The following is a 22,963-nucleotide window of genomic DNA, read 5'->3' on the forward strand; positions in this document are numbered from 1 at the left end:
GATACCGCTCTACCGGTTCTGTAGCAGGCGCAGCAGCTGCTGATGGGCACCGGTGAGGGCCGTATCCTCCCGCCACACCGCCCCGATGCTCCAGTGGAATCCGGCTTTTCCGATGGAGTAGATCTTGGGAACCCGCACCGGGTTCATCATGCGCACCACGCTCTCCGGCACGATGGCTAAGCCCATTCCGGCGGTGGCCAGCATATAGACGGTCATGTTGTTGGAGGATTCTAACAGGCTCCGGGGCTTGACCCCGTGCTCCAGAAAAATGGCGTCCACCGCCCTACGCAGACGGTTTCCCCTGGTCAGTACCACAAAATCTTTCTCATTCACGTCCTCCATGGAAACCCAGTTTCTCACAGATCCCCGGCTGCTTTGGAGATCCTGGGGCGATACCAGCACCAGCTCCTCGTCGTAAAGGGGCATGGACGCCAGATCCTGCCCCTGGTCAAAGAGGGGAATGATCCCTATCTCTGCCGCGCCACGGCGCACGTTCTCCTCCACCTCCCGGCTGGAGGACTCCACGGTGCGGATTTTCACGTTGGGATAGAGGCGGGAAAAATCCGGCAGCACAAAGGGCAGAAGGGAGGTGGCCCTCATGTCCGACAGCCCCAGGACGATCTCCCCCGTCTGGCAGTCCCGCAGGTTTTCGATGTCCTGTTTTAAGCTCTCCTCCAGGCTCATCATCATCCGGGCCGTCCTCACGTACCGCTCTCCCGCCTGGGTCAGGGTCAGAGGGCTGGTGCCCCGGTTAAAAATCCTCGCGCCCAGCTCCTCCTCCACCTTGGAGATAAAATGGCTGAGGGCCGGCTGGGATACGTAGAGCTGCTCCGCGGCCCGGGTGATATTCTGGCATTCCGCCACCTTTAATATGTACTGAATCTGTTTGGAATCCACGTCTTTCCCCCCCATTGTACCATCTCGACTCCGTCTCGATGGGGTTTATCTTGTGTTTATTCCCATTATACCAGCCCCCAGACCGTTGCACAAGCCGTCCTCTCTCCTCAGCCGCAGATCACCCGGTAAATGCCAAGGCCGCCCATGACCACGCTGATGAACATACACAGGAAGGACACGATAAACAGCTCCACAAACATCTTATTCTGGGAGTATTTGTCACTGACCTCCGGGAACTGGGACACTCCTGCTAAAATCAGCGCTCCCGCGGTGGAAATGGGGGTAAACCCGGCCACGGTCCCGCCGATCACCACAGCGGCCATCAGCTCCACCGGGTTCACTCCTCCCAGCTGGGAGGCGATGCTGCCCACGGTGGGAATGAGGGTGGGGAACACCACGCCCAGCCCTGACGCGAAGAAGGACATCACGCTGGACACGCCGCACATCATGGCGGTAATGGTGCGGGAGGAACTGATCTTGGAAATAGAACCGGCTAAAATCTCCACGCCGCCGGAGATCTGCACAATGTTCATCAGCACCCCTACCCCCAGAACCATCAGAATGGTGTTCCAGGGGATGGCTTTTACCACCGCCTTCTCGTCGGCACAGCCCAAAAGGATCAGTGCCGTTCCCACCACCAGGCTGGTCAGTCCCACATCCGTGCGGAACACCACCACAGCGGCGATCATGAGAAACAGGCCAGCCAGGGTCAAAAGCTGCTTTCCGGAGAATGCCTCCGCCTTCTCTGCGCGGATGGACTCCAGAGGCTTGTCAAACTTCCAGCCTTTAAAGAACACAAACACGCAGGCGATCATCACCAGCTCCGTAGCCCACAGGCACCACATCCCAGGCAGAGTGCTGCCGTCTAAGCCCTGTTCCGTCATCAGGCCGCTCACCACCACGGCCTCCGGGGTGATGGGACACATCCGCACGCACTGGGCGCCCATCTGCCCGATGAGGGAGAGCAAAATGGGATTGATCCCCGCTTTCAGCGCCACAGGGATGGCCAATACCGGGATGATGGCTAAGGACGGGATGGCCCCAGGCCCCACGCCGGAGAGAATCAAGCCGATCACATAGATGGCCACGTAGAGCAGATACCGGTTTCCTCCCGCCAACGCCGTGATCCGGCGGGCCAGCAGCTCCAGCGTGCCGTTTCCCCCTACTACGGCGAACAAATACATCACCCCGATCATGGTTAACGCCAAAGAGGAGCTGAACCCTCCCGTGATCTGTTTTGCCGGCAGGCCGTAGGCCAGCCCGATGAGATACGCCAGGGCCATTGCCACAATTCCCACGTTTGCCTTCCGCACAAAGCCCAGCACGATTGCCGCTCCCAGAGCGATCAATGATACGATTGCCATATTCCATTCCTCCAATCCTGTTTTTCTCCCCGGGAGAGCTCGTCCCCGGCGGAGTCAAAGCCTTTGGCGCATTTCCCTCTCCCGCGGCACCTGTGCCTCTCCCCCGGAGGCAATGGGACCTGCCTCTCCCCCGGGAGCGGAAGGGATTTCGCCTGAAACTTTTTTGATACCAGTATTGTAGCAGTCCGTTTTTTTATGGTAAAATACGTAATTTTTCATTGATTATACGCGAAAACTTATCGCTTTTTCCCTTTTCTTTGTCTATACTGCGCAATTTTTATCTTTTTTATTGTGCAATATGATGAATTTTGAGCCGAACAGCATTTATACCTCCATATGGAATTTCTGATTTTACATCCCTTTTCTCCTTCTCTATAATGGAGCCAATCAAATATCATCGGAAGGAGCAGTGCAAGCTATGATGAACTACGACTATGTTTACGTGGGATGCCGGACCACGAAGGAACGAAACGCCAGGGGAAAGGGGCTGACCGTCTACGGTATCCGGCCGGACGGCAGTTGGGAGGAACGCCAGTGTCTGTCTGTGGCGGACAATCCCAGTTTCCAGTGCTTTGACCAGGAGAAACGGTTCCTCTACAGCGTACACGGGGACCTGACCCTGGTCTCCAGCTACGAGATCCGGGAGGACGGTACCCTGAAACACTTAAACACCGTGGACATCGGCGGCAGAAACCCGGTGGACATCACCGTAGACGCTGCCAACCGGTTTGTGATCGTGGCCACCCTCCAGGGCGGGACCCTCTACTCTATCGAGCGCCGGCCGGACGGCTCCCTGGGGGAAATCAAGGCTGCCTACACCTATGAGGGGAAACAGGAAGGACAGGTTTCCACCATCCATCAGTGCCTCTGGGATCATTCCAAAGAGTACCTGTTCGCCTGCGCCCAGGGACGGGTAAAGGGCTACGGCCAGATCCGGGCCTTAAAATACCATCCGGAAAGCGGGGAGTTTGAGGAAACCTCACGATTCCTGGCCAGAACCTGGGACGAACCGCGCCACGCCGCCATCCATCCCAACAACCGCTGGCTCTATATGTGCGAGGAAAAAGGCAATAAAGTCCTCTATTTCCAGTTCGACCACGAAAGCGGACAGCTGACGGCCCTGCAGGAGCTCTCCACCGTCCCGGAAACGGTGACCGGATACTCCGACGCCAGCGAGGTGATGGTGAGCCCGGACGGCGGCTATGTGATCGTATCCAACCGCTACACCGACCTGATGGCGGTGTACCGCATCGACCCCTGCACCGGCTATCTGAAAAATACGGGATTTTTCCCATGCCTGGGAAAGACGCCACGGTATTTCTGCTTTGGCCCCAACGGGCGGTGCTACGTGGCAAACGAGGACAGCGACACCATCGTGGAGTTCTTCTTTGACCCGGCCACAGGCCAGCTCACTCCCACCTCCCGCGTCATCCCCACCGGCAGCCCGGTGTGCATCCAATTCCTGTAAAACCGTTCCGGCGCTTTACCGCGCACATTCCTTTTACCGGGAGACCAGCTTTCCCGGTAAAAGGAAAACGGGAGCGGCCGCTCCGGCAGAATCTCTCTGCCTGCGGCCGCTCCCGTTTTTTCTTTTCTTTAACAGGAAACTGCGTTTTTATTCCTCCGCCAGCTTAAGCTGCTCCAGCAGCCCATTCATCTCCCGCCGGTGAATGGGGTTTTCCGTCAGGCGGATTTCCTCCTCCACGTAGGAGATGTCCCCGCCGGTGACAGGCCGTTCCTTGGAGAGAAGGGCAAGCCAGATGCCGAACAGGCGCAAGCACTCCTCCAGGCTGGAACACACGGCCGGAGCCCTCGTCCTGGCGGTCTCCTTTAAAGCCTCCAGCTCCTCTAACAGGGCCTTCGCCGCCTCCGTCTCCCCTTTTAACAGGCAGAGGCGCAGTTTCTGGTTCGTCACCAGGGACTGGCCCACCAGGCTGTGGAGCCGGAGGCTTTCCGGTTTCAGGCTGTTCAAAAGCTCCAGGCTTTTGTCATACTCTCCCATGGCCTCATAGGCATAGGCCAGATGGTGGACGCCGTCCACATACTCCACGGTTCCGGAGGGGATCCCCTTTACTACCGGGGAAAATTTCTCCAGAAACCGTTTCGCGTCCCCCTCTGTATAGAGGATGTCCAAAAGCGCCTTCCGCCTTCTGCCGGCGGCAAAGAAGGAGACAATCCTTCCCGCCACCACCCCGGCAAATGCCGCCAGGGCCGCCAGAAACGCCAGGATATAGCCCGGCAGGTCCTGGGGCAGGAAACCGCGGCAGCACACCGCAGCCCCCAGTCCCAAAACCGCTCCCAAAGCCATCAGCAGATTATTCTGAAACCGGAAATATGCAACCATAAGCCTCTTTTACTCCTTTATCCTTATTACAGCCAGAATGAGAACAGGAAGGACGCGATGATCAGCACAATGCCGCCTCCGAGACGGGAGGAAAGCTGCGCGTAGGCCATCAGATCCATACGGTCCGCAGCGCCCAGGCAGGCCAGGTCTCCGGAGCCGCCGCGGTTTGCCATGCACAGGCCGGCCGTCAGAGCGGAATCCACCGGGTAAAAGCCCACCAGATAGCCCACGCCGCCGGCACCGATGATGGCGCCCACTACGATGAAGAATGCCATAATCACGTTGCCGGGAGTCATTACCGTAAACAGCTCCGCGATGTCAAAGTCCGCTCCCATGCCTACCATGATCACCATGCCCAGCACGCTGGTCATGAAGGACTGAAGGCGCTTGGCGCCGGCGCGGATGTTGGCGGGGATCACGCCCAGGGCCGCCAGGATCACCACAAAGATGATCATGTAGGCGTAGGGATGAATGGACGCTCCCGCGATGGTGGGAAGGATCTTCTTGCCCATGATCCGGCCTACGCTGTAGCAGGCGAAGGCGATGACCATGGCGCCCAGCATATCGTTGATGGTATATTTTACCTTTTTGTCGTCCCTGGCAAGGTTTTCACCGCCGCGCACCAGAGTTCTCTTATCTCCCGTCATCTTGGGGAACTTCTGGCCCACCACGTTCAGCATGGCGGAGCCTACGATGGCGAAAATATTTCCCACTGTCAGGATGATGATGGCAAAGCCGTAGAAGTTTGCCGCCGCGTCTCCCGTCACCTGCTCATAGATGTTGCTTAAGGGCACGGCGCCGGCGCCGTTTCCGCCTCCCATAATGGGGAGCACGTACTTCATAATGGTCTCTGTGGGAGACACCCCGAACACCAGGCCGGCGGCCACGCCCAGGATGGCGGAGACCACCAGGCCGCCTAAAATGGCGGGGATGTAGCCGGCGAAGGAGCGGAGCAGAATGTCCTTTTCCAGGGCCAGCACTGAGCCCACAATGAGGAAGATGATGTAAAACTCCAGGAGGTTTACGTCATCCCCAGAGATGATCCGGTTGATGTTGTCAATGGCCTCCGTGGGAATCAGGCCAAAATACTTAAACAGGGCCACACCGAAGAAGGCCATGAGCAGGCCGCCGCCAATGTAGTTGTTCCAGATGGGAAGGCGCTCTCCAAACTCATAGAGCACCACCGCCAGGGCAAAGCAGGAACATAAGGTTCCCGACAGGCTGCTGGACTGGATTCCCCAGTACATGGGAATGGCGCAGAGAATGACTGCCACGATGGCGTGCTGCCAGGGAAGCCCTCCCAATGTCAGTTCTTTCTTTTCTTCCATGATAAATATCCCCCTATTTCTTTTGTTTTCCGGTTTTCCCGGTTATTTCCGGCTCTCCTCCAGCTGCTTTTTCAGATACCGCAGCTGTCCGCCGCAGGAGATGACCTCCAGCTCGCTGTCAGACAGCTCCAGGCGGGCCTTGAAGGTAAATCCCTTCGTCACGTCGGCGATCTCTACCTCTCTGGCCTGCATCTGGTCCAGGAGGCCGTCGATCTCCAGCACATCCTCCATATCCAGGCGGTCATAGTCCGCCGGGTCGGCAAATACCATGGGGATGATGCCGTGGTTTAACAGGTTGCCCTTGTGGATTCTGGCAATGCTTTTGGCGATCACCGCTTTGACTCCCAGATACATGGGATTGATGGCCGCGTGCTCTCTGGAGGAACCCTGTCCGTAGTTCTCTCCGCCGATAATGATGCTCTGCCCCATCTCCTTGGCTCTGGCCGCGAACGTGGGATCATACCGGTGATAGCAGTACTGGCTCATCAGCGGGATATTGGAGCGCATACTGGAAAATTCTGCGCTGGCCGGCGTAATGTCGTCTGTGGTGATGTTGTCCACCGTCTTTAAGCTGATCGGAGCCTTCAGATGCTGGGTGGGCGCCTCCGGAACGGGAAGGGGCTTGATGTTCGGTCCGCGGACCACTTCCACCTTCTTCGCCTCCTCCTCGGACAGCGGGCGGATGATCATGGAGTCCTCGATGGGATACTCCTCCGGCTCCTTCACCTGGGCCAGGCGCTCCAGATCCGCTCCCATGACCTCCTCCGCCGTGGCAAAGGTGCCTACGATGGCGGTGGCCGCCGCGTTCTCCGGGTTTACCAGGTAGATCTCCGCGGTGGGGTTGCCGGCGCGGCCTTTAAAATTGCGGTTGGAGGTGCGCACGGCCACGCCGTTGGTGGCGGGTGACTGGCCGATGGCGCAGCAGGGGCCGCAGGCCAGTTCCAGCAGGCGGACACCGGCGTTTATCAGCATTTCCAGATAGCCGTCCCGCATGAGCTGGACGTAGATCTGTCTGGATGAAATGCCGCAGGTGCAGCTTACGTTTTCATTTACGTGGCGTCCCTGGAACACGAGGGCGGCCTTGGCGATGTCGGAGTAGCTGGCGTTGGTGCAGCTTCCGATAAATACCTGCTGGACCTTCTTCTTCTCCACGTCCTTTAAGGGGATCACGTTGTCCGGCTGGTGCGGACAGGCGCATAAGGGCTCCAGGCTGCTCAAATCCAGCTCCATCTCCTCGTCGTAGGAACAGCCCTCGTCCGGCAGCAGCTCCACATAGTCCTCCTCCCGGTGCTGGGCCTTTAAGAAGGTTTTTACCTGCCCGTCCGCCGGGAAAATGGAGGTGGTGGCTCCCATCTCCGCTCCCATGTTGGTGATGGTGGCTCTCTCGTTCACCGTCAGGGTGGCGGCTCCCGGTCCCACGTACTCAAATACCTTTCCCAGACCGCCCTTGATGCCTACGCGGCGCAGCATTTCCAGGATCACTTCCTTGGCGTTGCAGCCAGGCTTTAAATGGCCGGTGAGGTTTACCTTCACGATCTTCGGCATTTTTAACCGCATGGGCACTCCCGTCATGGCCGTAGCCACATCCATGCCGCCTACGCCGATGCAGAGCATTCCGATGGAACCGCCGTGGGGCGTATGGCTGTCGCCGCCCATGCACAGCTTTCCGGGAACGCCGAACCGGGCCACCTGCACCGCATGGCAGATGCCGTTGCCGGGCCGGGACACGTACACGCCGTAGCGCTCCGCCACAGTCTGAAGGTAGATGTGGTCATCCGGCGTCTTGTTGTCTAAGTAAAGCAGGTTGTGATCCAGGTAGCTTACGCTGGTCTCCACCTGGGTGCGGTCCAAGCCGATGGCCTCAAAGGCCAGGTAGGTCATTACCGCGTTGATGTCGTGGGTCAGGGTCTGATCCACTTTTAAGAAGATTTCCTCTCCCGGCACCATATCAGACGGTTTTGCCAGATGGGAGTGCAGAATTTTCTGCGTCAGGTTCATCAACATCTCTCATACTCCTTTTCTTTTTTCATTGCTTTTTGTGCAATCTGCTGTTGTGATACTATTTTAACAATATTAGATAGATATGTAAAATGTCATTATTTATATCAGGATCATGAGTTTTTTCTCATGTCATTCCAGAAACAATTTGTCGATTCCGGTTGTAAAGGAACGATTTCTTTTCTATACTGGAGAAAAGGGCCACCCTGGAACGATTCAGAACCTGCCCGTTTTCATCGTGAAACGGCGTCAGCCACAAAGGAGGAACCATGGATTTTCGTCAGTTAAAATATCTGACCGCGGTAGCGGAATACCAGAGCATCACGAAGGCGGCGGACGCCCTCTTTATCTCCCAGCCCGCCATGAGCCATTACATCAAGAAGGCGGAGGAGGAATTCGGCATCCAGCTCTTTGACCGGACCACCAATCCCATTTCCCTCACCTACGCCGGTGAGAAATACATGGAGTCCGCCAGGCGGATCCTCTTGGAAAACGACCGGCTCATGAAGGAATTCCGGGACATCACCCACCACATGACCGGCGTCCTGAAGGTGGGCACCTCCAGGGACCGGGCCTCCTATATGCTGCCCCGGCTGATCCCTCCCTTTAAGGAGCTCTACCCCGGCATCACCCTGGATCTCACCACCGGCAGCGGCCAAAAGCTCATGGAGGGCCTGCGAAACGGCAAGCTGGACCTGGTGCTCCTCCCAAACAGCGAAAAGGACAACCTCCAGGGGATTGAAAGCCAGATGATCTACGCGGAGGAGCTGCTGTTAGCCGCCGCCAGGGGCTACTTTTCCCAGGATGCCTGCCTTCCCGGCCGGCCTTCGGCCATTTCCCCCAAGATGCTGAACGGTCAGCCCTTCTTCCTTCTCTCCCAGGATCACGTGGCCCGCTCCTTCTGCGACCTCTTTTTCCGGAAACAGCGGATCCGCCCGGAGATCAAAATGGAGCTGGCCAGCAACATCACCTGCTATCGCATGGCCTCCACCGGCACCGGGCTGGCCATCATCCCCTATCTCACCACCCGCCTGGCCCTCTGCGACCAGCCGGTGGATTTATTCTCCCTGGGAGATCCGCCCCAGACGTGGAACGTGCTGGTGATGTACCGCAAGGATTCCTATCTGGGGCAGCCGGAACGGGATTTTATTCAGTTGGCCAAGGATGTGTTTAGCAGGGAGTCTCTCGCTGACCTCGGTAGTGATTGATCAGGCAGCCGGCCAGAAGAATCCGTTTCTCCTCCTCCGTCAGGGCGTCCAGGGTGCAGGAAATGGTCCGCACCGTCTCCCCGGTGGACGGCTCCAGCTCCTCCAGGCAAACGGGGCCGCCCTCAAGGCACTGCCTCACATCCCGCAGAAGGAACCAGGTCCCCACGGGAATCTCCAGCGTTTCCTCGGTCCGCAGGGGGAACATGCCCCAGTTGATCAGGTTGGAGCGGTAGCGTTTGGTGGCGTACTCGTTGGCCAGGTTGGCCAGGCCGCCAAGCACCTTCTGACAGCTGGCCGCCTGCTCCCTGGAGGAGCCGTCTCCGATCTGATCGCTGACCATCAGGCTCCCCAGGGTGATGTCCTTCGCCCCGCAGCCCAGGCGCTCTCTTAAGGCGGTAAGCAGGCGGTCAAAGGTCTCATTTCCGGAACGGATCACTTCTCCCCCTTCTTTTGCCTGATTCCGGCGTTCTGTCTCCATAGCGCGGACAGCCTTAGCCCGTCCCACATAAGCCGGATCCCGGCTGATCATGGTGTACTCCGAAATTTTCTCCGGATTAGAGCGGAAAGAGGAGGCCTCTCCCGAGGGAATCAGCTCGTCCGTGGTGACAGAGCCCTCATAGGAGCCGGCGGTCTGGAACAGAAGATGTCTTTGTGGAGCGTACATTTCCGGCCAGTCGGCGATGTTGGGGCCCATGACCAGGCTGGTGTCCGGGTCTCCCTTTCCAAAGCCCTGGAACACCTGGTTTTTGTAGATCGCTTCGTCGAAGTGGTGGCGCAGGCTGCGGTATTCCACATCCAGCTCCGTGGCCGCCGTCAGCCGGCCGCCGTTTCTCACCGTGGCAGCGATGGATCTGGCATCCATGAGGCAGGCCGCCGCCATCTGGCCCTGGCCCGGCTTGGAGCCCTCCCGGTTGGGGTAGTTTCTCGTCATGTGGCGGATGCTGATCTCGTTGTCCGCCGGGACGTCCGTCACTCCAAAGCAGGGGCCGCAGATGCAGGGCCGCAGGGTGGCTCCCACCACCGCCAGCTCATTTCCGATTCCCTGGGCCATCAGATCCGCCATGATGGGAAGGCTGGCCGGGTTGATTCCCAGGGCCAGTCCGTCCCCCGGAATCCCACAGCCCTTTAAAATGTCCGCCATGGCCACAATGTTCTCAAACAGGCCGCCGCTGCACCCGCTCACCAGGGCCTGATCCACGTAAAAGCCGCCGTTTCGGATGTGGGACATAATGGAGAAGGGCGCGCCCGTTTCTCCCTTGATCCGTCTTCCCTCCTGCTCCACCTCCCGCAGAATGTCCTCCATATGCTCCTGGAAGTGCCGGATGGGCATGGCGTTGCTGGGGTGGAAGGGAAGGGCGATCATACACTCCACTTCCGAGAGGTCGATCTCGATCAGGCCGTCGTAATATGCCCCTACCTGAGGCCGCAACGGCCGGTAGTCTCCTTCCCTGCCGTGCTCTCTCAGGTAGTCCCTGGTCGCCTCATCGGTGCACCAGATGCTGGAAAGGGCGGCGCTCTCCGTGGTCATCACGTCGATGCCCATGCGGTACTCCATGGAGAGTCCCTCAATTCCCGGGCCTACAAACTCCAGGATCTTGTTTTTGTTAAAGTGGTTGGAGAAGGTGGCGGCTACCAGGGCCAGGGCCACGTCCTGGGGGCCGACGCCGGGCCTGGGGCGTCCCGTCAGTTTCACCGCCAGCACCGGCGGACAGGCCACGTCGTAGGTCTTCCCTAAGAGCTGTTTTACCACCTCGCCGCCGCCTTCCCCGATGCCCATGGTTCCCAGGGCGCCGTAGCGGCTGTGGCTGTCAGAGCCTAGGATCATCTTCCCGCAGCCGGCCATCATCTCCCGCATATACTGGTGAAGCACCGCCCGGTAGGGGGGCACGAAAATACCGCCGTACTTTTTGGCGTTCCCTAAGCCGTACACGTGGTCGTCCTCGTTGATGGTGCCGCCCACGGCGCAGAGGGTGTGGTGGCAGTTGGAAAGGACGTAGGGCACGGGGAATTTCTCGATCCCGCTGGCCTTTGCCGTCTGAAGGATGTTGACATAGTTGTTGTCCGGGGATACCAGGGCGTCAAAGGTGAGGCTTAACTCCTCCATGTTCCCGCTACGGTTGTGGGCTTTTAAAATCTCATAGGCCATGGTGCCTGTCTTTCCCGCCTCTATGGCGGCTTTCTGTTCTGCCGTGTCCGGGCTTACGGGGGCAAATTCCCAGTTTTCCTTCAGGATGACTCCCTGTTTCGTCAATGTTACCATATGGTTCCTCCTAAACATTCAGCCGCCATGGCCGGCGGCTGAATCTGATTTTTTTATGTGAAATTGGCGGTTTGGCGCAGGCGCGGTTTCTGTGGGCGCGTGCGGCTGCCTAGCACAGCTGCGGTTTCTGTGACCGCGTGCGGCGGTTTGGCGCTGGCTGTGGTTTCCGTGACCGCGTGTGGCTGCCTGGCATAGCTGCGGTTTCTGTGACCGCGTGCGGCTGCCTGGCCCGGCCGTTCCTACTTTCTGATATAAAGGGTTCCGTCCATAATCCGTCTGGCGGTGCGCTGGACGCCTACGCTGGGAAGCTCCAGGCCAGTTTCCGTCTCCACCAGCTCCGGGACCATGGTCATGATCCCGCTGGGATGGCCGATGCGCACCTGGCCCGCCTGCCCCTTCTTTCCCATCATCTGCTCCACCACGGAGCCCTTCATGGCCGCCGCCACGCTGATGGCGCTGGCGGAGGTGAGGGGACAGGCCTTGTGGCACTTAAACACGGAAATCACCCTGGCGCAGATGTCCATATCCTCTGCCTCCACCTGATTTCCCGCAATGTCCCTGTAGGATTTGGGGGAAGTGACGTAGCCTACCTTCGGCACCGCCGGGCTGTTCTCCGTGGCGTCTTTTAAATCCTTCGCGAAACCCATGCGGCAGCAGGCCATTCCACGAATCTTTTCCAAAAGGTCACAGAGCTCCTGGTTGCCGTTGATCTCCTCCGGAAGCTCCGTGCCGGTCATGCCGATGTCCTCCGCCTTTACCAGCACCATGGGGTTGGAAACGTCCAGGATTGTGGCCTTTAACGGCCCAAAGCCGGGGATGTCCAGCACGTCCAGGCATTTTCCCGTGGGAAGGAGCTTTCCCGTCTTTGCACCCGCCGGGTTTAAAAATTTCACCTTCAGCTCCGCGGCCGTCCCGTCCACGCCGGCGATGGCGCAGTCCCCCTCCTGGGCGAAGGTCTTCGTCTCCGGGTCGATGGGGACAGTGACGTCAATGTATTTGTCTGTGTTCCGGTTCAGCATATGGACGGTGGTGATGGGCTCCGTGATGGGCACCATGCCCTCCTCCACGGCGTAGGGGCCCACGGCGGCGGTCATGTTGCCGCAGTTGGACTTATAGTCCACCTGGCTCTTTCCCACGATCACCTGGCCCACCAGGTACTCCACGTCAATGCCCGGCTCCTCGCTTTTCCAGACGATGACGATTTTATTGTTGGAGGAGACGGTGCCGCCCATGCCGTCGATCTGCTTGGGGTCCGGGTCTCCCATGGCCTGGAGGAAAATGCTGTCCCACTCCCCCCGGTCCGCCGGAAGATCCTCTCTGTGAAACATACAGCCTTTGCTGGTGCCGCCTCTCATGAATACAGTCTTAAATGTTCTCATTCTGCTCTCCTCTCCCGGCCGCCCCGGGGACCTTTCCCAAAGCGGCCGTTTCCCTTTCGCCGGAGGCCGGCCGAAAATTTTTCGCTCTGCCGGATGCCATTTCCCTATGCGGGCATTGTTCCGGCTGTTGTTTTCCGGCATTCTTTTCTCCTTCCGGACTGTTTTTACCGGATCCGGTCAATGGTCTCTAACAGGTAATCCGTAAACTCTTTGGCGCTGGCGTCCTCCGGGAAGGTGGTCACCACTTTCTTCCGCTCCGTGACGGTGCAGATGTCCAGGGCCTTCTCCAGGATCTCCTTCCGGTCGCCGTAGCCGATGTGAGCCATCATCATGCCCACGGCGCGGATCAGGGAACAGGGATCGGCGTACTCCCCGCGGCCGTGCTCCATCAGGTAGGGCGCCGTGCCGTGGATGGCCTCGAACATGGCGTATTTATTTCCCAGGTTGGAGGAGGAGGCCGTGCCTAAGCCGCCCTGGTGCTCCGCCGCCACGTCCGTCACGATGTCGCCGTAGAGGTTGGGAAGGACGATGACCTCGATGCCTTTATTGAACTCCGGATCCAGCATTTTGGCGCACATGGCGTCCACCAGCCGCTCCTGGATCTCGATGTCCGGATACTCCTCGCCCACCTTGCGCACGGCCTTGATGAAGTTGCCGTCCGCCAGCTTGACGATGTTGGCCTTGGTGACGATGGTCACGTTTTTCTTGCCGTTCTTTCTGGCAAACTCAAAGGCGGCTCTGGCAATGCGCTCGCTGCCCTGTTTCGTCTGCACCTTAAAGTCCACGGCCAGATCCTCGTTTACCTGGATGCCCTTGTTGCCCCAGATGTACTCGCCCTCGATGTTCTCCCGAAAGAAGGTCCAGTCAATGCCCTTGTCCGGAATGCGGATGGGGCGCACGGCGGCAAACAGCTCCAGGCCGCGGCGCAGCAGGCTGTTGGCGGAGAGGAGGTTGGGCCAGGGATCGGAGGCTCTGGGGGTCACCATGGGCCCTTTGATGATCACGTTGCACTTTTTCACTTCCTCAAATACCTCGTCCGGCAGGCTCTGCAGCTTTGCCGCCCGGTTTTCAATGGTCATGCCCTCGATCACCCGGATCTCCAGCTTTCCGCTCTCCAGCTCCGGGGCCATCAGGTTTTTTAACACCCGCAGGGCCTGCTCCATAATAATGGGGCCGATGCCGTCTCCCGGCAGCACGCCCACCACGATGGTGTCCAGAGCGGCAAAATCCGTGATCTCCTGGTCGGCCTTCATCCGTTCAATCCGCTCATACTCGGAACGGATCAGCTCCGCAAATTTCTCCTGGGCTACTCTGATTTCCTCTGTCATGTCGTTTCTCCTTTTCTGATTTGATTTTGTTGGTTTTCGTCTTCTTTGGATTTCCTGGTTTTGCTGATTTTGCGGCCGCCCTTTCTCCAGACGCCTAATAAAAAGCAAAACCCCTCTACAATGATCGCTACCATCATTATAAAGGGGAATTGCTCATTCGTAAAATTTTGATTTAGAATGAATCGCATAACCTTTTGCTCATGTCACGTGTGAAAGGGAAAAGCCGCTCTCTCAAAAAAGCGGCGTCTTTCCCGTTTTCGTTTCCGGCTCCGGGGAACCGTTTCCCGTCAGCCCCGCTCTGCCCTTTGCTCCGGCCGCTCCTACGGCTGTTTCTCCGGCTCCGGGACGGGCAGAATCCTGGGGATCACCTTTCCAGTGCGCTCCATCTCCTGTCTGGTGTACGCCTGGGAACGAATCTTATTTCTGGTGCGGATTAAGATCGCCGGGACTTCCTCCTCCTTTAACACGCAGATGCCGTTCACATCCGCCACGATCAAATCGCCGGGGCAGACGGTCACGCCGCCGCACTCCACCGGGACGCCGATGGCCCCTGTTTTGGCCTTTCCCGCGGAGCGGCAGGTGAGGGCCCTGGCAAATACGGGAAAGCCCTCCTCCTCACAGCCCTCCAGATCCCGGAAGGCCCCGTCCACAATCACTCCCACGGCCCCCTGCTTTCCGGCGCAGAGGCTGCGGTGGTCCCCCCAGTAGGAAAGGCGGCAGTCCCCCTTTCCGGCAATGACGATCACGTCCCCTTTCTTAGCCGCGCAGATGGCATCCGGCACGATCCCGCTCTCCCCGGCGGGCACCTCCACCGTCAGGGCGTAACCGGCGATCCTTGGCCGCCCCACCCAGGGCTTGATCTGCCAGTCCATGATCCGGTACGTCTCCATGCCGTCGCAGAGCTCCGGCACCGTGTATTTTGCCAGCTCCTCCAACAGGCTCCAGTTTTTTTCCATGTTCTCTCCTCCCTTTTCCCCTTCCCATAGGAATCGTGTCCGCTGCCGGCGTACATCCGCGCCGGAACGCGGCTGCTCCAGCAGCCATTTCCCTATAGGAAAAAAGAGGGCGGCCCGCTCTCTCAAGCCGCCGCCCATCTCTCACATTTTTATAACTCTTTTATAACTCTACTTCTTTGATCTTTCTCACCACATCCAGCACGGTGCCGTCGCGGCTCTCGATGATGCCTACCACACGGTCGTCAAACTCCACGGGAGCCGGCTCGCCTACGATGGAGTAAGCGATGTCCCGCAGCTCCTCGATGGTGCGGAAGGGAAGGTTGACGCCCTTCATGCACTCGATCAGATCCTGACGTTTCGGGTTGATGGCGATGCCGTAGTCGGTGATGACCACATCCACCGTCTCGCCCGGCGTGGTAACCGTGGTCACGTTGGTGCAGATAGCCGGAATTCTGCCCTGCAGCAGAGGGGCGATCACGATGGTACATTTTGCTCCTGCCGCCGTATCCGGATGGCCGCCCTGAGCGCCGGTGATCATGCCGTCGGAGCCGACCACCACGTTGCAGTTGAAATTCACGTCAACCTCAAGCGCTGCCAGGATCACGAAATCCAGTCTGTTGACATAGGCGCCCTTGTTCATCGGATTGGCATACTCAGAGGCAGAAATTTCAACGTGATTGGGGTTCTTCTTGATGGACTCAATGGCCCCCAGATCAAAATCCTGAGTATCCACGATGGTACGGATCAGCCCTTTCTCCAGAAGGTCGCACATGGGGGTGGTGATTCCGCCCACGCCAAAGCCCATCTGGATTCCCCTCTCCTCCATGATCTTCCCAAGGGAGATGGTGGAGGCGATGGAGGCGCCGCCTACCCCTGTCTGGTAGGAGAAACCGTCCTTAAAATAGGGGGTGTTGATCACAAACTGGGTGCAGTAGTCCGCCATCATCAGCTTTCTCACGTCGGTGGTGGGCTTTGCCGCACCGGTGGCGATCTTAGCCGGATTGCCGATCTCGTCCACGACGCACACATAGTCCACGTCAGACATGGATATGCTGGCCGGTACGTTGGGGAAGGGAACCAGGCAATCGGTGACAGCTACTACTTTATCTGCGTATTTTGCGTCTGCCATGGCATAGGACAAAACTCCGCAGTCGCTCTTTCCGCCGTTGGGGCGGCAGTTGCCGTACTCGTCACAGGTGGGGGCGCCGATAAACGCGATGTCAATGTGCACCTCTCCTGTCTCAATGGCCCTCACGCGGCCGCCATGGGAACGCATAATCGCCAGATCCCGCAGCTTTCCGGTGGAGATGGCCTCTCCGATCTTGCCCCGCACGCCGGAGGACTGGATGCCCACGATGGTGCCGTCCTCAATGTAGGGGACAATGGCATTGTTGGCCTTTCCCAGGGAGCTGGCGCAGATGGTGATGTCCTTGATGCCCATGTTGTGGACTTCTTCCATTACCATGTTTACCACATAGTCTCCCTCGCGGAAATGATGGTGGAAGGATAACACCATGCCGTCCTTGATGCCGCATTTCTCCAGGGCCTCACGGATGGAGGAAACCATCTTGGAGCGGGTGGGATCCACCATGGCCCGCACTGTGGGGGCCGCCTTCTTGTACTCATAATTGTCATAGGCGTAAGCGCCTTTAAAAACCTCTTTTCCGGTGGCCTCTAAGACCTGCTCCGGAATCTCTCTACCTACAGCATTTATCATTTTACAGATCCCCCTCATACACGCCTGAAGCCTTTGCCAGGGCTATTGTCCTCTTTGCTCCGTCATAGAACGCGATGTCGATCATCTTGCCGTCCACAGTGAACACGCCGATGCCCTTCGCCTTCTTGTCATCAATCTCACGAACCACCTTCTCCGCGAAGATGATCTCCTTCTCCGTGGGGGTAAAGATTTCATGAACCACGCTGATCTGTCTGGGGTTTACCAGGGATTTTCCGTCAAAGCCCATGAGCTTGATCATCTCCGTCTCCTTGCGGAATCCTTCCATGTCGTCCAAGTTGGTAAACACCGTGTCCCAGCACTGTACGCCGGCGGCCCGGGCCGCCATGATCATGTGCTGTCTGGCTCCCATAAGCTCCACGCCGGTGCCGGTGATCTTCGTCTGCAGATCCTTGGTGTAGTCGCCGCCGGACAGGGCGATACCGATCAGACGCTCAGAGGACTCGCAGACCTCCAGAGCATTGAGCACGCCGCGGCAGGACTCCAGGGCTGCCATCAAAAGGGTGCTGCCCTCCGGCCGTCCAAACTCCTTCTCCGCCGCAATCACGGCCTCCTCTACGGTATGTACGTCCTTCGCACTCTCCGTCTTGGCGATACGGATGGTGTCCGCTCCGCCGGCCACGCACACCCGGACGTCCTCTTTCCAGTGGGGGGTGTCCAGCCCGTTGATGCGGACCACCCGCTCCACGCCGCGGTAATCAATCTCCTGCAGGGCGTGGTATAAGGAATATCTGGCAGCGTCCTTCTGGTTCTCCGCCACCGCGTCCTCTAAATCCAGCATGATGGAATCCGGTTTGTAAATGTAGGGGTCCTTGATCAGGCCAGGTTTCTGGCAGTTTAAGAACATCATGGACCTTCTCAGCCGCTTTTTATTTGGATGAATCATTTGATCACACCTCCCCAGGGAAGATTTTCCGTAATGTCATTGGAGCGGTATACGGCGCACTCCACTCTCGCCTTTAAGGTGCAGTCCAGGGCTCCCTTGTCCACCACTGTCACCTTTCCGCTGGTCACATCCAGACGGTCCAGAGTCTCCAGGACTACCTTTTTGATCTGCTTTCCGTACTGGTTGATCACGCTGCTCTCAATGGAAAGCTCGATCCCGTCCGTTCCCGGCTCTACCGTCACCTGCGCATCGCTGGACTCCAGCGTGCCGGCCATCGCCGCCTTCTTAATATCCATGATAACCCTCCTTTATTTCTTGCGTCTTGCTCCGTTTTTGTCTGTCTTTATGGTATCACCGGACGGGGAAAATTTCCAATACTTCTCTGTTTATGTTGGGTATAAGGCTGTCCTTATGTGGGGGAAAATGGGGATTTTTTGTGAAAAATGGTGAATAGCATGGCCAAACAGCTGCGAACGGGACGGGCGGGAACCCGTCTTATCCCAAAACAAAAATATAGAAAAGAACCGCATCCTATGGTAAAATAAACCACAAACAGCCTCCGTCTGCAAGTGTCTTTCGCAGGCGGACAGTTCCCTTTGATTTGCCACAGAAAGGATTTTCCATGAACGATAAACACATCCAGTCCATCTTAACCGTCTTAAAGGAAGGGAGCATCACCAACGCGGCCAAAAAGCTCTACGTCTCCCAGCCCTCCCTGAGCCAGATGATCAAGGCCGCGGAGGCCAACCTGGGAGCCCCCATTTTCAACCGCACCACCGATCCCATCACCCTCACGGCAGCGGGCCGCCTCTACGTGGACGCCGCCCGCCAGGTCCTCACCATCAACGCCAACCTGGAGAAACAGATCGAGGAGCTGAAACAGGAGGAATTCGGCACCATCCGCCTGGGAATGCCGGTGCAGCGCTCCCTGGAGATCCTGCCGGAGCTTTACATCCGCTTTTCCAAGCGGTTTCCCCATGTAACCCTAGACCTTTTAGAGTACGGCTCCGGCGACGTGGAGCGAAACCTCCTGGGGGGCACCATCGACATCGCCTGCCTCACCACCATGCCTCGCCACGCCGACCTGGTCTACGACCTGATCCGCCACGAGGAGCTGGTCCTCCTGGTAAACCGGGACACAGACCTGGCCAGACGGATCCCGGCGGGCACCCCCGTGGACGTGATGGAGGCTGCCCAGGAGCTCTTTATCTGCATCAAAAAAGGTCACTCCGTCCGCACCCTCCAGGATTCCCTTTTTATCTCCAGGGAACTCTCCCCCCGCATCGGCCTGGAGACCGGCAGCATCGAAGTGGGAAAACGGGTGGTGGCCTCCGCCAAAGCGGTGATGATCTGCCCCAACGTCTACACGGAGCGGGATTTGCGGGGAGACTGCGGCTACCTGGTCTATCCCCTTTTGGGGGTGGAGAACAACCGCCACTTTTACGCCTGCTACCGGAAGGACCTGTATCTGACCAGGTATATGCGGGGGTTTTTGGAGATTTTGCATGAGCTGCACTGAAAATGCGGGGGAGGGAGCTGGTTTTCCGGCTCCCTCCTTTTGCGGTGTCTGAGGATTTGGCCGGCTATTTTCCGGCTTCATTCTCAAATACACCCCTTTTTTATTCCCTCTTTTCTCCAGGCATCTTTTCGGATCGCCTTCCAGGCATCGGCCTGATTCTCTCTCCAGGCGTTGCCCCGGTTCTCTCCGGCCATCTCCCAGCTCCATTCTCAAATACGCCCTTTGTCTATTCCTTCTTTTCTCCAGCTATCTTTTCGCTTCCTTCTCCAGACATCACCCCAGTTCTTTCCCCAAACTTCTTCTCAATTCCCGCCTCCCCGCCGCCATCTTCCGCCTTCCGCCTCCGGTACTCCCCCGGCGTACACCCGTACCGCCGCTTAAACAGCCGGTTAAAATAAGACAGGTTCTCAAACCCGCACCGTTCCGCCACCTCCGTCACCGGCTCCCCGGTGGCCAGCAGCATTCCCCCCGCCTGAAACAGCCGGTATCCGTTTAAATACTCCACAAAGGGCATCCCCATATACTGTTTGAAATATTTCATAAAATGGGAACTGCTGTAGCAGCAGAGCCCGGCGGCATCCTCCACGGTGATCCGCTCCCCGAAATGCTCCCCCACATAGTCCAAAAGCTCCTTCATCCGCTCCCTGGACTTCTCCGGCCGCCTGGCCTTCCCCGGTTTCCACACCTGCACCACTGCCTCCAAAAGCAGAAACAAAGCCCCTTTTACGCCCATCTGCCAGCCGTAGGGCCGTTCCCCGCACAGCCGGTCCAGCTGCTCCACCGCCCCCAGAAATTCCTCCCAGCCCGCCACTCCCGGCCTCATATGCACCGGCCCGGCGGCGTTCTCCGCCATGGGAAGGAGAAATTCCATGCTGCATAAGTCCGGGGCGGAGGCCATGAGCATCTGGGGCTGGAAAATAATATTTTCGTACTCCATCCATCCGGCCACTTCCCCCTCTCCCAGGGAATGTCGTTTCCCGTCCCCGGCCCCTTCCTCCAGGCCCTCCTTCTCTCCCAGCCCGATGCCGTGGAGCTGCCCGGGAAACACCACCACCGCCTCCCCGGCCGCCACCGGGATGGCCTCCTTGTCCACCGTTACCACGCCCCGACCCCGTTTCACGGAAATAATCTCCATCTCGTCGTGCCAGTGCACCTGCACCCCCGGGAAATCTAAGGGGATGGTGCAGGGATAAATATTGAAGGGAAACTCCCGTCCCCCGTGTTCTTTGCTCTCGTGAAACCGCCTCCGATACTCCGACTCCGGGATCCTCATAAGCCCTGTCCGCCTCCTTTTTCTTCTCTATTTTAATGGTTTTGATAGGATTGTACTATAATCCCCCAGAATCCTGCAAGTTTTTCCGGGAAAAAGAGCATATGATACATACAGAACCTTTTGAACCACACGATCTGAAGAAAGGAATGAACCCCTATGAAACAGAATCAGAATTCGTTAGAACTGCTTTTACAGAATGCCTGCGGCAAAGACCTGGACGGCTGCACCGTGCCGGAGCTCTATGGCGGCCTTCTCTCCCTCACCCAGTCCATGGCGGAAAGCCGCCGGGAGGAGAAAGGGAAGAAAAAGCTCTATTATATCTCCGCGGAGTTCCTCATCGGAAAGCTGCTGTCCAACAACCTGATCAACTTAGGCATCTACGGCGACGTGAAAGCCATCCTGGCCCGCCACGGAAAATCCCTGGCGGCGGTGGAGGAATACGAGCCGGAGCCCTCCCTGGGAAACGGAGGCCTGGGCCGCCTGGCCGCCTGCTTTTTAGACTCCATCGCCACCCTGGGCTTAAACGGGGACGGCATCGGCTTAAACTACCACATGGGCCTGTTCCGCCAGGTATTTCAGGACAATAAGCAGAAGGAGGAGCCAAACCCCTGGATCCAGACACCCTCCTGGCTGAAGAAAACCGACGTGACCTACCGGATCCCCTACCGCAATTTTACCCTCACTTCCCGGATGTACGACATCCAGGTCACCGGCTACCACAGCCGCACCAACACCCTCCATCTCTTTGACCTGGAGACGGTGGACGAGGGCCTGCTGGGAGACGGCATCTCCTTCGACAAGGGGGACATTGAGAAAAACCTCACCCTGTTCCTCTACCCCGACGACAGCGACCGGGCGGGGCAGATCCTGCGGGTCTACCAGCAGTATTTCATGGTGAGCAGCGCCGCCAGGCTCATTTTAGACGAGGCCCAGGCAAAGGGCTCCAACCTTCACGACCTGGCGGACTACGCCGTCATCCAGATCAACGACACCCACCCCACCATGGTGATCCCGGAGCTCATCCGCCTGCTCACCGCGGAACACGGGATGGAAATGGATGAGGCCATCTCCGTGGTGACAAACTGCTGCGCCTACACCAACCACACCATCCTGGCGGAGGCCCTGGAAAAATGGCCCATGGACTACTTAAAAGAGGCCGTTCCCCAGCTCATCCCCATCATCGAGGTGCTGGACGACAAGGTGCGCCGCCGGTTTGACGACCCGTCCCTCTACATCATCGACCGGGAGGAGCGGGTGCACATGGCCCACATTGACATCCACTACGGGTTCAGCGTCAACGGCGTGGCTGCCCTTCACACCGGCATTTTAAAGGAGACGGAGCTCCACAATTTCTACTCCGTCTACCCAGAAAAATTCAACAACAAGACGAACGGCATCACCTTCCGCCGCTGGCTCCTTCACAGCAACCCGGAGCTGGCCGCCTGGATCGAGGACCGCATCGGAGACGGGTTCCAGACGGACGCCGGTGAGCTGAAACGGTTAAACGACCCGAAATTCCTGGAGGATTCCGCCCTGCTAAAGAGCCTGCTGGCCGTAAAGCAGACCAAAAAAGAGCAGCTGGCCGCCTATTTAAAAGAGACCCAGGGCCTGGACATCGACCCGAACTCCATCTTTGACATCCAGGTAAAAAGGCTCCACGAGTACAAGCGCCAGCAGATGAACGCCCTCTACCTGATCCACAAATACCTGGAAATCAAGGCCGGAAACCGTCCGTCCACCCCCATCACCGCCATTTTCGGAGCCAAGGCGGCTCCTGCCTACGTGATCGCCAAGGACATCATCCACATGATCCTCTGCTTAAAGCAGCTCACGGAACATGATCCGGAGGTACGGCCGTGGCTGCGGGTGGTGATGACGGAAAACTACAACGTCACCCTGGCGGAAAAGCTCACTCCCGCCTGCGACCTCTCCGAGCAGATCTCCCTGGCGTCCAAGGAGGCCAGCGGCACCGGCAACATGAAATTCATGTTAAACGGGGCCGTCACCCTGGGCACGGAGGACGGGGCAAACGTGGAAATCCACCAGCTAGTGGGGGACGGCAACATCTACATCTTCGGCGATCCCAGCCAGACGGTCATTGACCGCTACCGGGACGGCTCCTACCGCCCCAGAGAGTACTACGACCGGGATCCGGCCATCCGCCGGGCAGTGGACTTTATCACCGGCCCGGAAATGATGGCGGTGGGCTGCGCCGAAAACCTGTCCCGCCTGTCCGCGGAGCTGTTAAACAAAGACTGGTTTATGACCTTCCCGGATTTCCAGGCCTACGTGGCTGCCAAGGAGCAGGCCTTTAAGGACTACGAGGACCGCGCCGCCTGGGCCAGAAAAATGCTGGTAAACATCAGCCAGGCCGGCTACTTCTCCTCCGACCGCACCATCGCCGAGTACAACCGGGACATCTGGAACCTGGACTAACCTTCCCGAAACCGCATCACAAACGGACATGACCGCGTTAGCGGTCATGTCC

17 protein-coding genes are annotated in these 22,963 nt (G+C 58.1%); 4 read left to right on the top strand and 13 right to left on the bottom strand.

The genetic code is table 11. From position 1 onward, the window contains the following. Nucleotides 1-9 precede the first annotated feature (9 nt). Complete coding sequence (locus tag B5E84_RS01055; RefSeq protein ID WP_162612785.1) at nt 10-897, bottom strand: LysR family transcriptional regulator; 888 nt, start codon at nt 895-897, stop codon at nt 10-12. Between the two features lie 107 nt (nt 898-1,004). Next, on the bottom strand, nt 1,005-2,261 hold the full coding sequence (locus tag B5E84_RS01060; RefSeq protein WP_087217884.1) for an SLC13 family permease: 1,257 nt from the start codon (nt 2,259-2,261) through the stop codon (nt 1,005-1,007). A 418-nt stretch (nt 2,262-2,679) separates the two neighbouring features. On the opposite strand from B5E84_RS01060, the gene B5E84_RS01065 reads away from it, so the two are divergent. Then, the gene (locus B5E84_RS01065) at nt 2,680-3,729 is read left to right on the top strand and encodes a lactonase family protein (protein ID WP_204248519.1); all 1,050 of its coding nucleotides are present in this window, start codon (nt 2,680-2,682) and stop codon (nt 3,727-3,729) included. 147 nt (nt 3,730-3,876) lie between these two features. On the opposite strand, the gene B5E84_RS01070 is transcribed toward B5E84_RS01065, so the two are convergent. The 3 genes from B5E84_RS01070 to B5E84_RS01080 are packed head-to-tail and all read right to left on the bottom strand — an operon-like array spanning nt 3,877 to nt 7,937. Continuing rightward, a complete protein-coding gene (locus B5E84_RS01070) occupies nt 3,877-4,605 on the bottom strand; it encodes a hypothetical protein (RefSeq protein ID WP_087217885.1) in 729 nt (242 codons plus the stop codon). A 26-nt stretch (nt 4,606-4,631) separates the two neighbouring features. After that, nucleotides 4,632-5,933: a 2-hydroxycarboxylate transporter family protein gene (locus tag B5E84_RS01075; protein WP_087217887.1), complete on the bottom strand. Its 1,302-nt coding sequence runs from the start codon at nt 5,931-5,933 to the stop codon at nt 4,632-4,634. 42 nt (nt 5,934-5,975) lie between these two features. Beyond that, nucleotides 5,976-7,937 (bottom strand): aconitate hydratase, encoded by a 1,962-nt coding sequence (locus B5E84_RS01080; RefSeq protein WP_087217889.1) that lies wholly within the window; start codon nt 7,935-7,937, stop codon nt 5,976-5,978. A gap of 263 nt (nt 7,938-8,200) precedes the next feature. Here B5E84_RS01080 and B5E84_RS01085 point away from each other — a divergent pair, with 263 nt between their 5' ends. Continuing rightward, entirely contained in the window at nt 8,201-9,139 is a 939-nt protein-coding gene (locus tag B5E84_RS01085) for a LysR family transcriptional regulator (protein ID WP_087217890.1), read from the top strand. Here B5E84_RS01085 and B5E84_RS01090 read toward each other — a convergent pair. The 7 genes from B5E84_RS01090 to citD form a co-directional block, all read right to left on the bottom strand. Beyond that, nucleotides 9,102-11,399 (bottom strand): hydratase, encoded by a 2,298-nt coding sequence (locus tag B5E84_RS01090; protein ID WP_087217892.1) that lies wholly within the window; start codon nt 11,397-11,399, stop codon nt 9,102-9,104. The genes B5E84_RS01085 and B5E84_RS01090 overlap by 38 nt on opposite strands. A gap of 239 nt (nt 11,400-11,638) precedes the next feature. Then, nucleotides 11,639-12,778 (bottom strand): 2-methylaconitate cis-trans isomerase PrpF family protein, encoded by a 1,140-nt coding sequence (locus B5E84_RS01095; RefSeq protein WP_087218227.1) that lies wholly within the window; start codon nt 12,776-12,778, stop codon nt 11,639-11,641. Between the two features lie 164 nt (nt 12,779-12,942). Further along, nucleotides 12,943-14,106: an isocitrate/isopropylmalate family dehydrogenase gene (locus B5E84_RS01100; protein ID WP_087217894.1), complete on the bottom strand. Its 1,164-nt coding sequence runs from the start codon at nt 14,104-14,106 to the stop codon at nt 12,943-12,945. 320 nt (nt 14,107-14,426) lie between these two features. Continuing rightward, nucleotides 14,427-15,062, bottom strand: a complete 636-nt coding sequence (locus B5E84_RS01110; RefSeq protein ID WP_087218230.1) for an RraA family protein — start codon at nt 15,060-15,062, stop codon at nt 14,427-14,429. Between the two features lie 160 nt (nt 15,063-15,222). Beyond that, entirely contained in the window at nt 15,223-16,779 is a 1,557-nt protein-coding gene (gene citF / locus B5E84_RS01115) for a citrate lyase subunit alpha (protein ID WP_087217899.1), read from the bottom strand. 1 nt (nt 16,780) lies between these two features. Continuing rightward, complete coding sequence (locus B5E84_RS01120; RefSeq protein ID WP_087217902.1) at nt 16,781-17,683, bottom strand: aldolase/citrate lyase family protein; 903 nt, start codon at nt 17,681-17,683, stop codon at nt 16,781-16,783. After that, nucleotides 17,680-17,979 carry a citrate lyase acyl carrier protein gene (gene citD, locus B5E84_RS01125; protein ID WP_087217905.1) on the bottom strand — a complete coding sequence of 100 codons (300 nt, stop codon included), beginning with the start codon at nt 17,977-17,979 and terminating at the stop codon, nt 17,680-17,682. The genes B5E84_RS01120 and citD overlap by 4 nt, the downstream gene beginning before the upstream one ends. A gap of 326 nt (nt 17,980-18,305) precedes the next feature. Between citD and B5E84_RS01130 the strand changes: the two genes are divergently transcribed. After that, the gene (locus B5E84_RS01130; protein ID WP_087217908.1) at nt 18,306-19,202 is read left to right on the top strand and encodes a LysR family transcriptional regulator; all 897 of its coding nucleotides are present in this window, start codon (nt 18,306-18,308) and stop codon (nt 19,200-19,202) included. A gap of 226 nt (nt 19,203-19,428) precedes the next feature. Here the strand turns inward: B5E84_RS01130 and B5E84_RS01135 are convergent, their stop codons facing one another. Next, the gene (locus tag B5E84_RS01135; RefSeq protein WP_087217911.1) at nt 19,429-20,475 is read right to left on the bottom strand and encodes a helix-turn-helix domain-containing protein; all 1,047 of its coding nucleotides are present in this window, start codon (nt 20,473-20,475) and stop codon (nt 19,429-19,431) included. A gap of 156 nt (nt 20,476-20,631) precedes the next feature. Here B5E84_RS01135 and B5E84_RS01140 point away from each other — a divergent pair, with 156 nt between their 5' ends. Next, nucleotides 20,632-22,911, top strand: coding sequence for a glycogen/starch/alpha-glucan phosphorylase (locus tag B5E84_RS01140; protein ID WP_087217914.1), 2,280 nt, complete (start codon nt 20,632-20,634; stop codon nt 22,909-22,911). Nucleotides 22,912-22,963 lie beyond the last annotated feature (52 nt).

This window comes from Lachnoclostridium sp. An14 (assembly GCF_002160755.1).
GTDB lineage: Bacteria > Bacillota > Clostridia > Lachnospirales > Lachnospiraceae > Lachnoclostridium_A.

Excerpts from the sequence above, each read along its gene's own strand:
- B5E84_RS01060 (WP_087217884.1), bottom strand. The coding sequence starts at position 2,261 with ATGGCAATCGTATCATTGATCGCTCTGGGAGCGGCAATCGTGCTGGGC.
- B5E84_RS01065 (WP_204248519.1), top strand. The coding sequence starts at position 2,680 with ATGATGAACTACGACTATGTTTACGTGGGATGCCGGACCACGAAGGAA.
- B5E84_RS01070 (WP_087217885.1), bottom strand. The coding sequence starts at position 4,605 with ATGGTTGCATATTTCCGGTTTCAGAATAATCTGCTGATGGCTTTGGGA.
- B5E84_RS01075 (WP_087217887.1), bottom strand. The coding sequence starts at position 5,933 with ATGGAAGAAAAGAAAGAACTGACATTGGGAGGGCTTCCCTGGCAGCAC.
- B5E84_RS01080 (WP_087217889.1), bottom strand. The coding sequence starts at position 7,937 with ATGTTGATGAACCTGACGCAGAAAATTCTGCACTCCCATCTGGCAAAA.
- B5E84_RS01085 (WP_087217890.1), top strand. The coding sequence starts at position 8,201 with ATGGATTTTCGTCAGTTAAAATATCTGACCGCGGTAGCGGAATACCAG.
- B5E84_RS01090 (WP_087217892.1), bottom strand. The coding sequence starts at position 11,399 with ATGGTAACATTGACGAAACAGGGAGTCATCCTGAAGGAAAACTGGGAA.
- B5E84_RS01095 (WP_087218227.1), bottom strand. The coding sequence starts at position 12,778 with ATGAGAACATTTAAGACTGTATTCATGAGAGGCGGCACCAGCAAAGGC.
- B5E84_RS01100 (WP_087217894.1), bottom strand. The coding sequence starts at position 14,106 with ATGACAGAGGAAATCAGAGTAGCCCAGGAGAAATTTGCGGAGCTGATC.
- B5E84_RS01110 (WP_087218230.1), bottom strand. The coding sequence starts at position 15,062 with ATGGAAAAAAACTGGAGCCTGTTGGAGGAGCTGGCAAAATACACGGTG.
- citF (WP_087217899.1), bottom strand. The coding sequence starts at position 16,779 with ATGATAAATGCTGTAGGTAGAGAGATTCCGGAGCAGGTCTTAGAGGCC.
- B5E84_RS01120 (WP_087217902.1), bottom strand. The coding sequence starts at position 17,683 with ATGATTCATCCAAATAAAAAGCGGCTGAGAAGGTCCATGATGTTCTTA.
- citD (WP_087217905.1), bottom strand. The coding sequence starts at position 17,979 with ATGGATATTAAGAAGGCGGCGATGGCCGGCACGCTGGAGTCCAGCGAT.
- B5E84_RS01130 (WP_087217908.1), top strand. The coding sequence starts at position 18,306 with ATGAACGATAAACACATCCAGTCCATCTTAACCGTCTTAAAGGAAGGG.
- B5E84_RS01135 (WP_087217911.1), bottom strand. The coding sequence starts at position 20,475 with ATGAGGATCCCGGAGTCGGAGTATCGGAGGCGGTTTCACGAGAGCAAA.
- B5E84_RS01140 (WP_087217914.1), top strand. The coding sequence starts at position 20,632 with ATGAAACAGAATCAGAATTCGTTAGAACTGCTTTTACAGAATGCCTGC.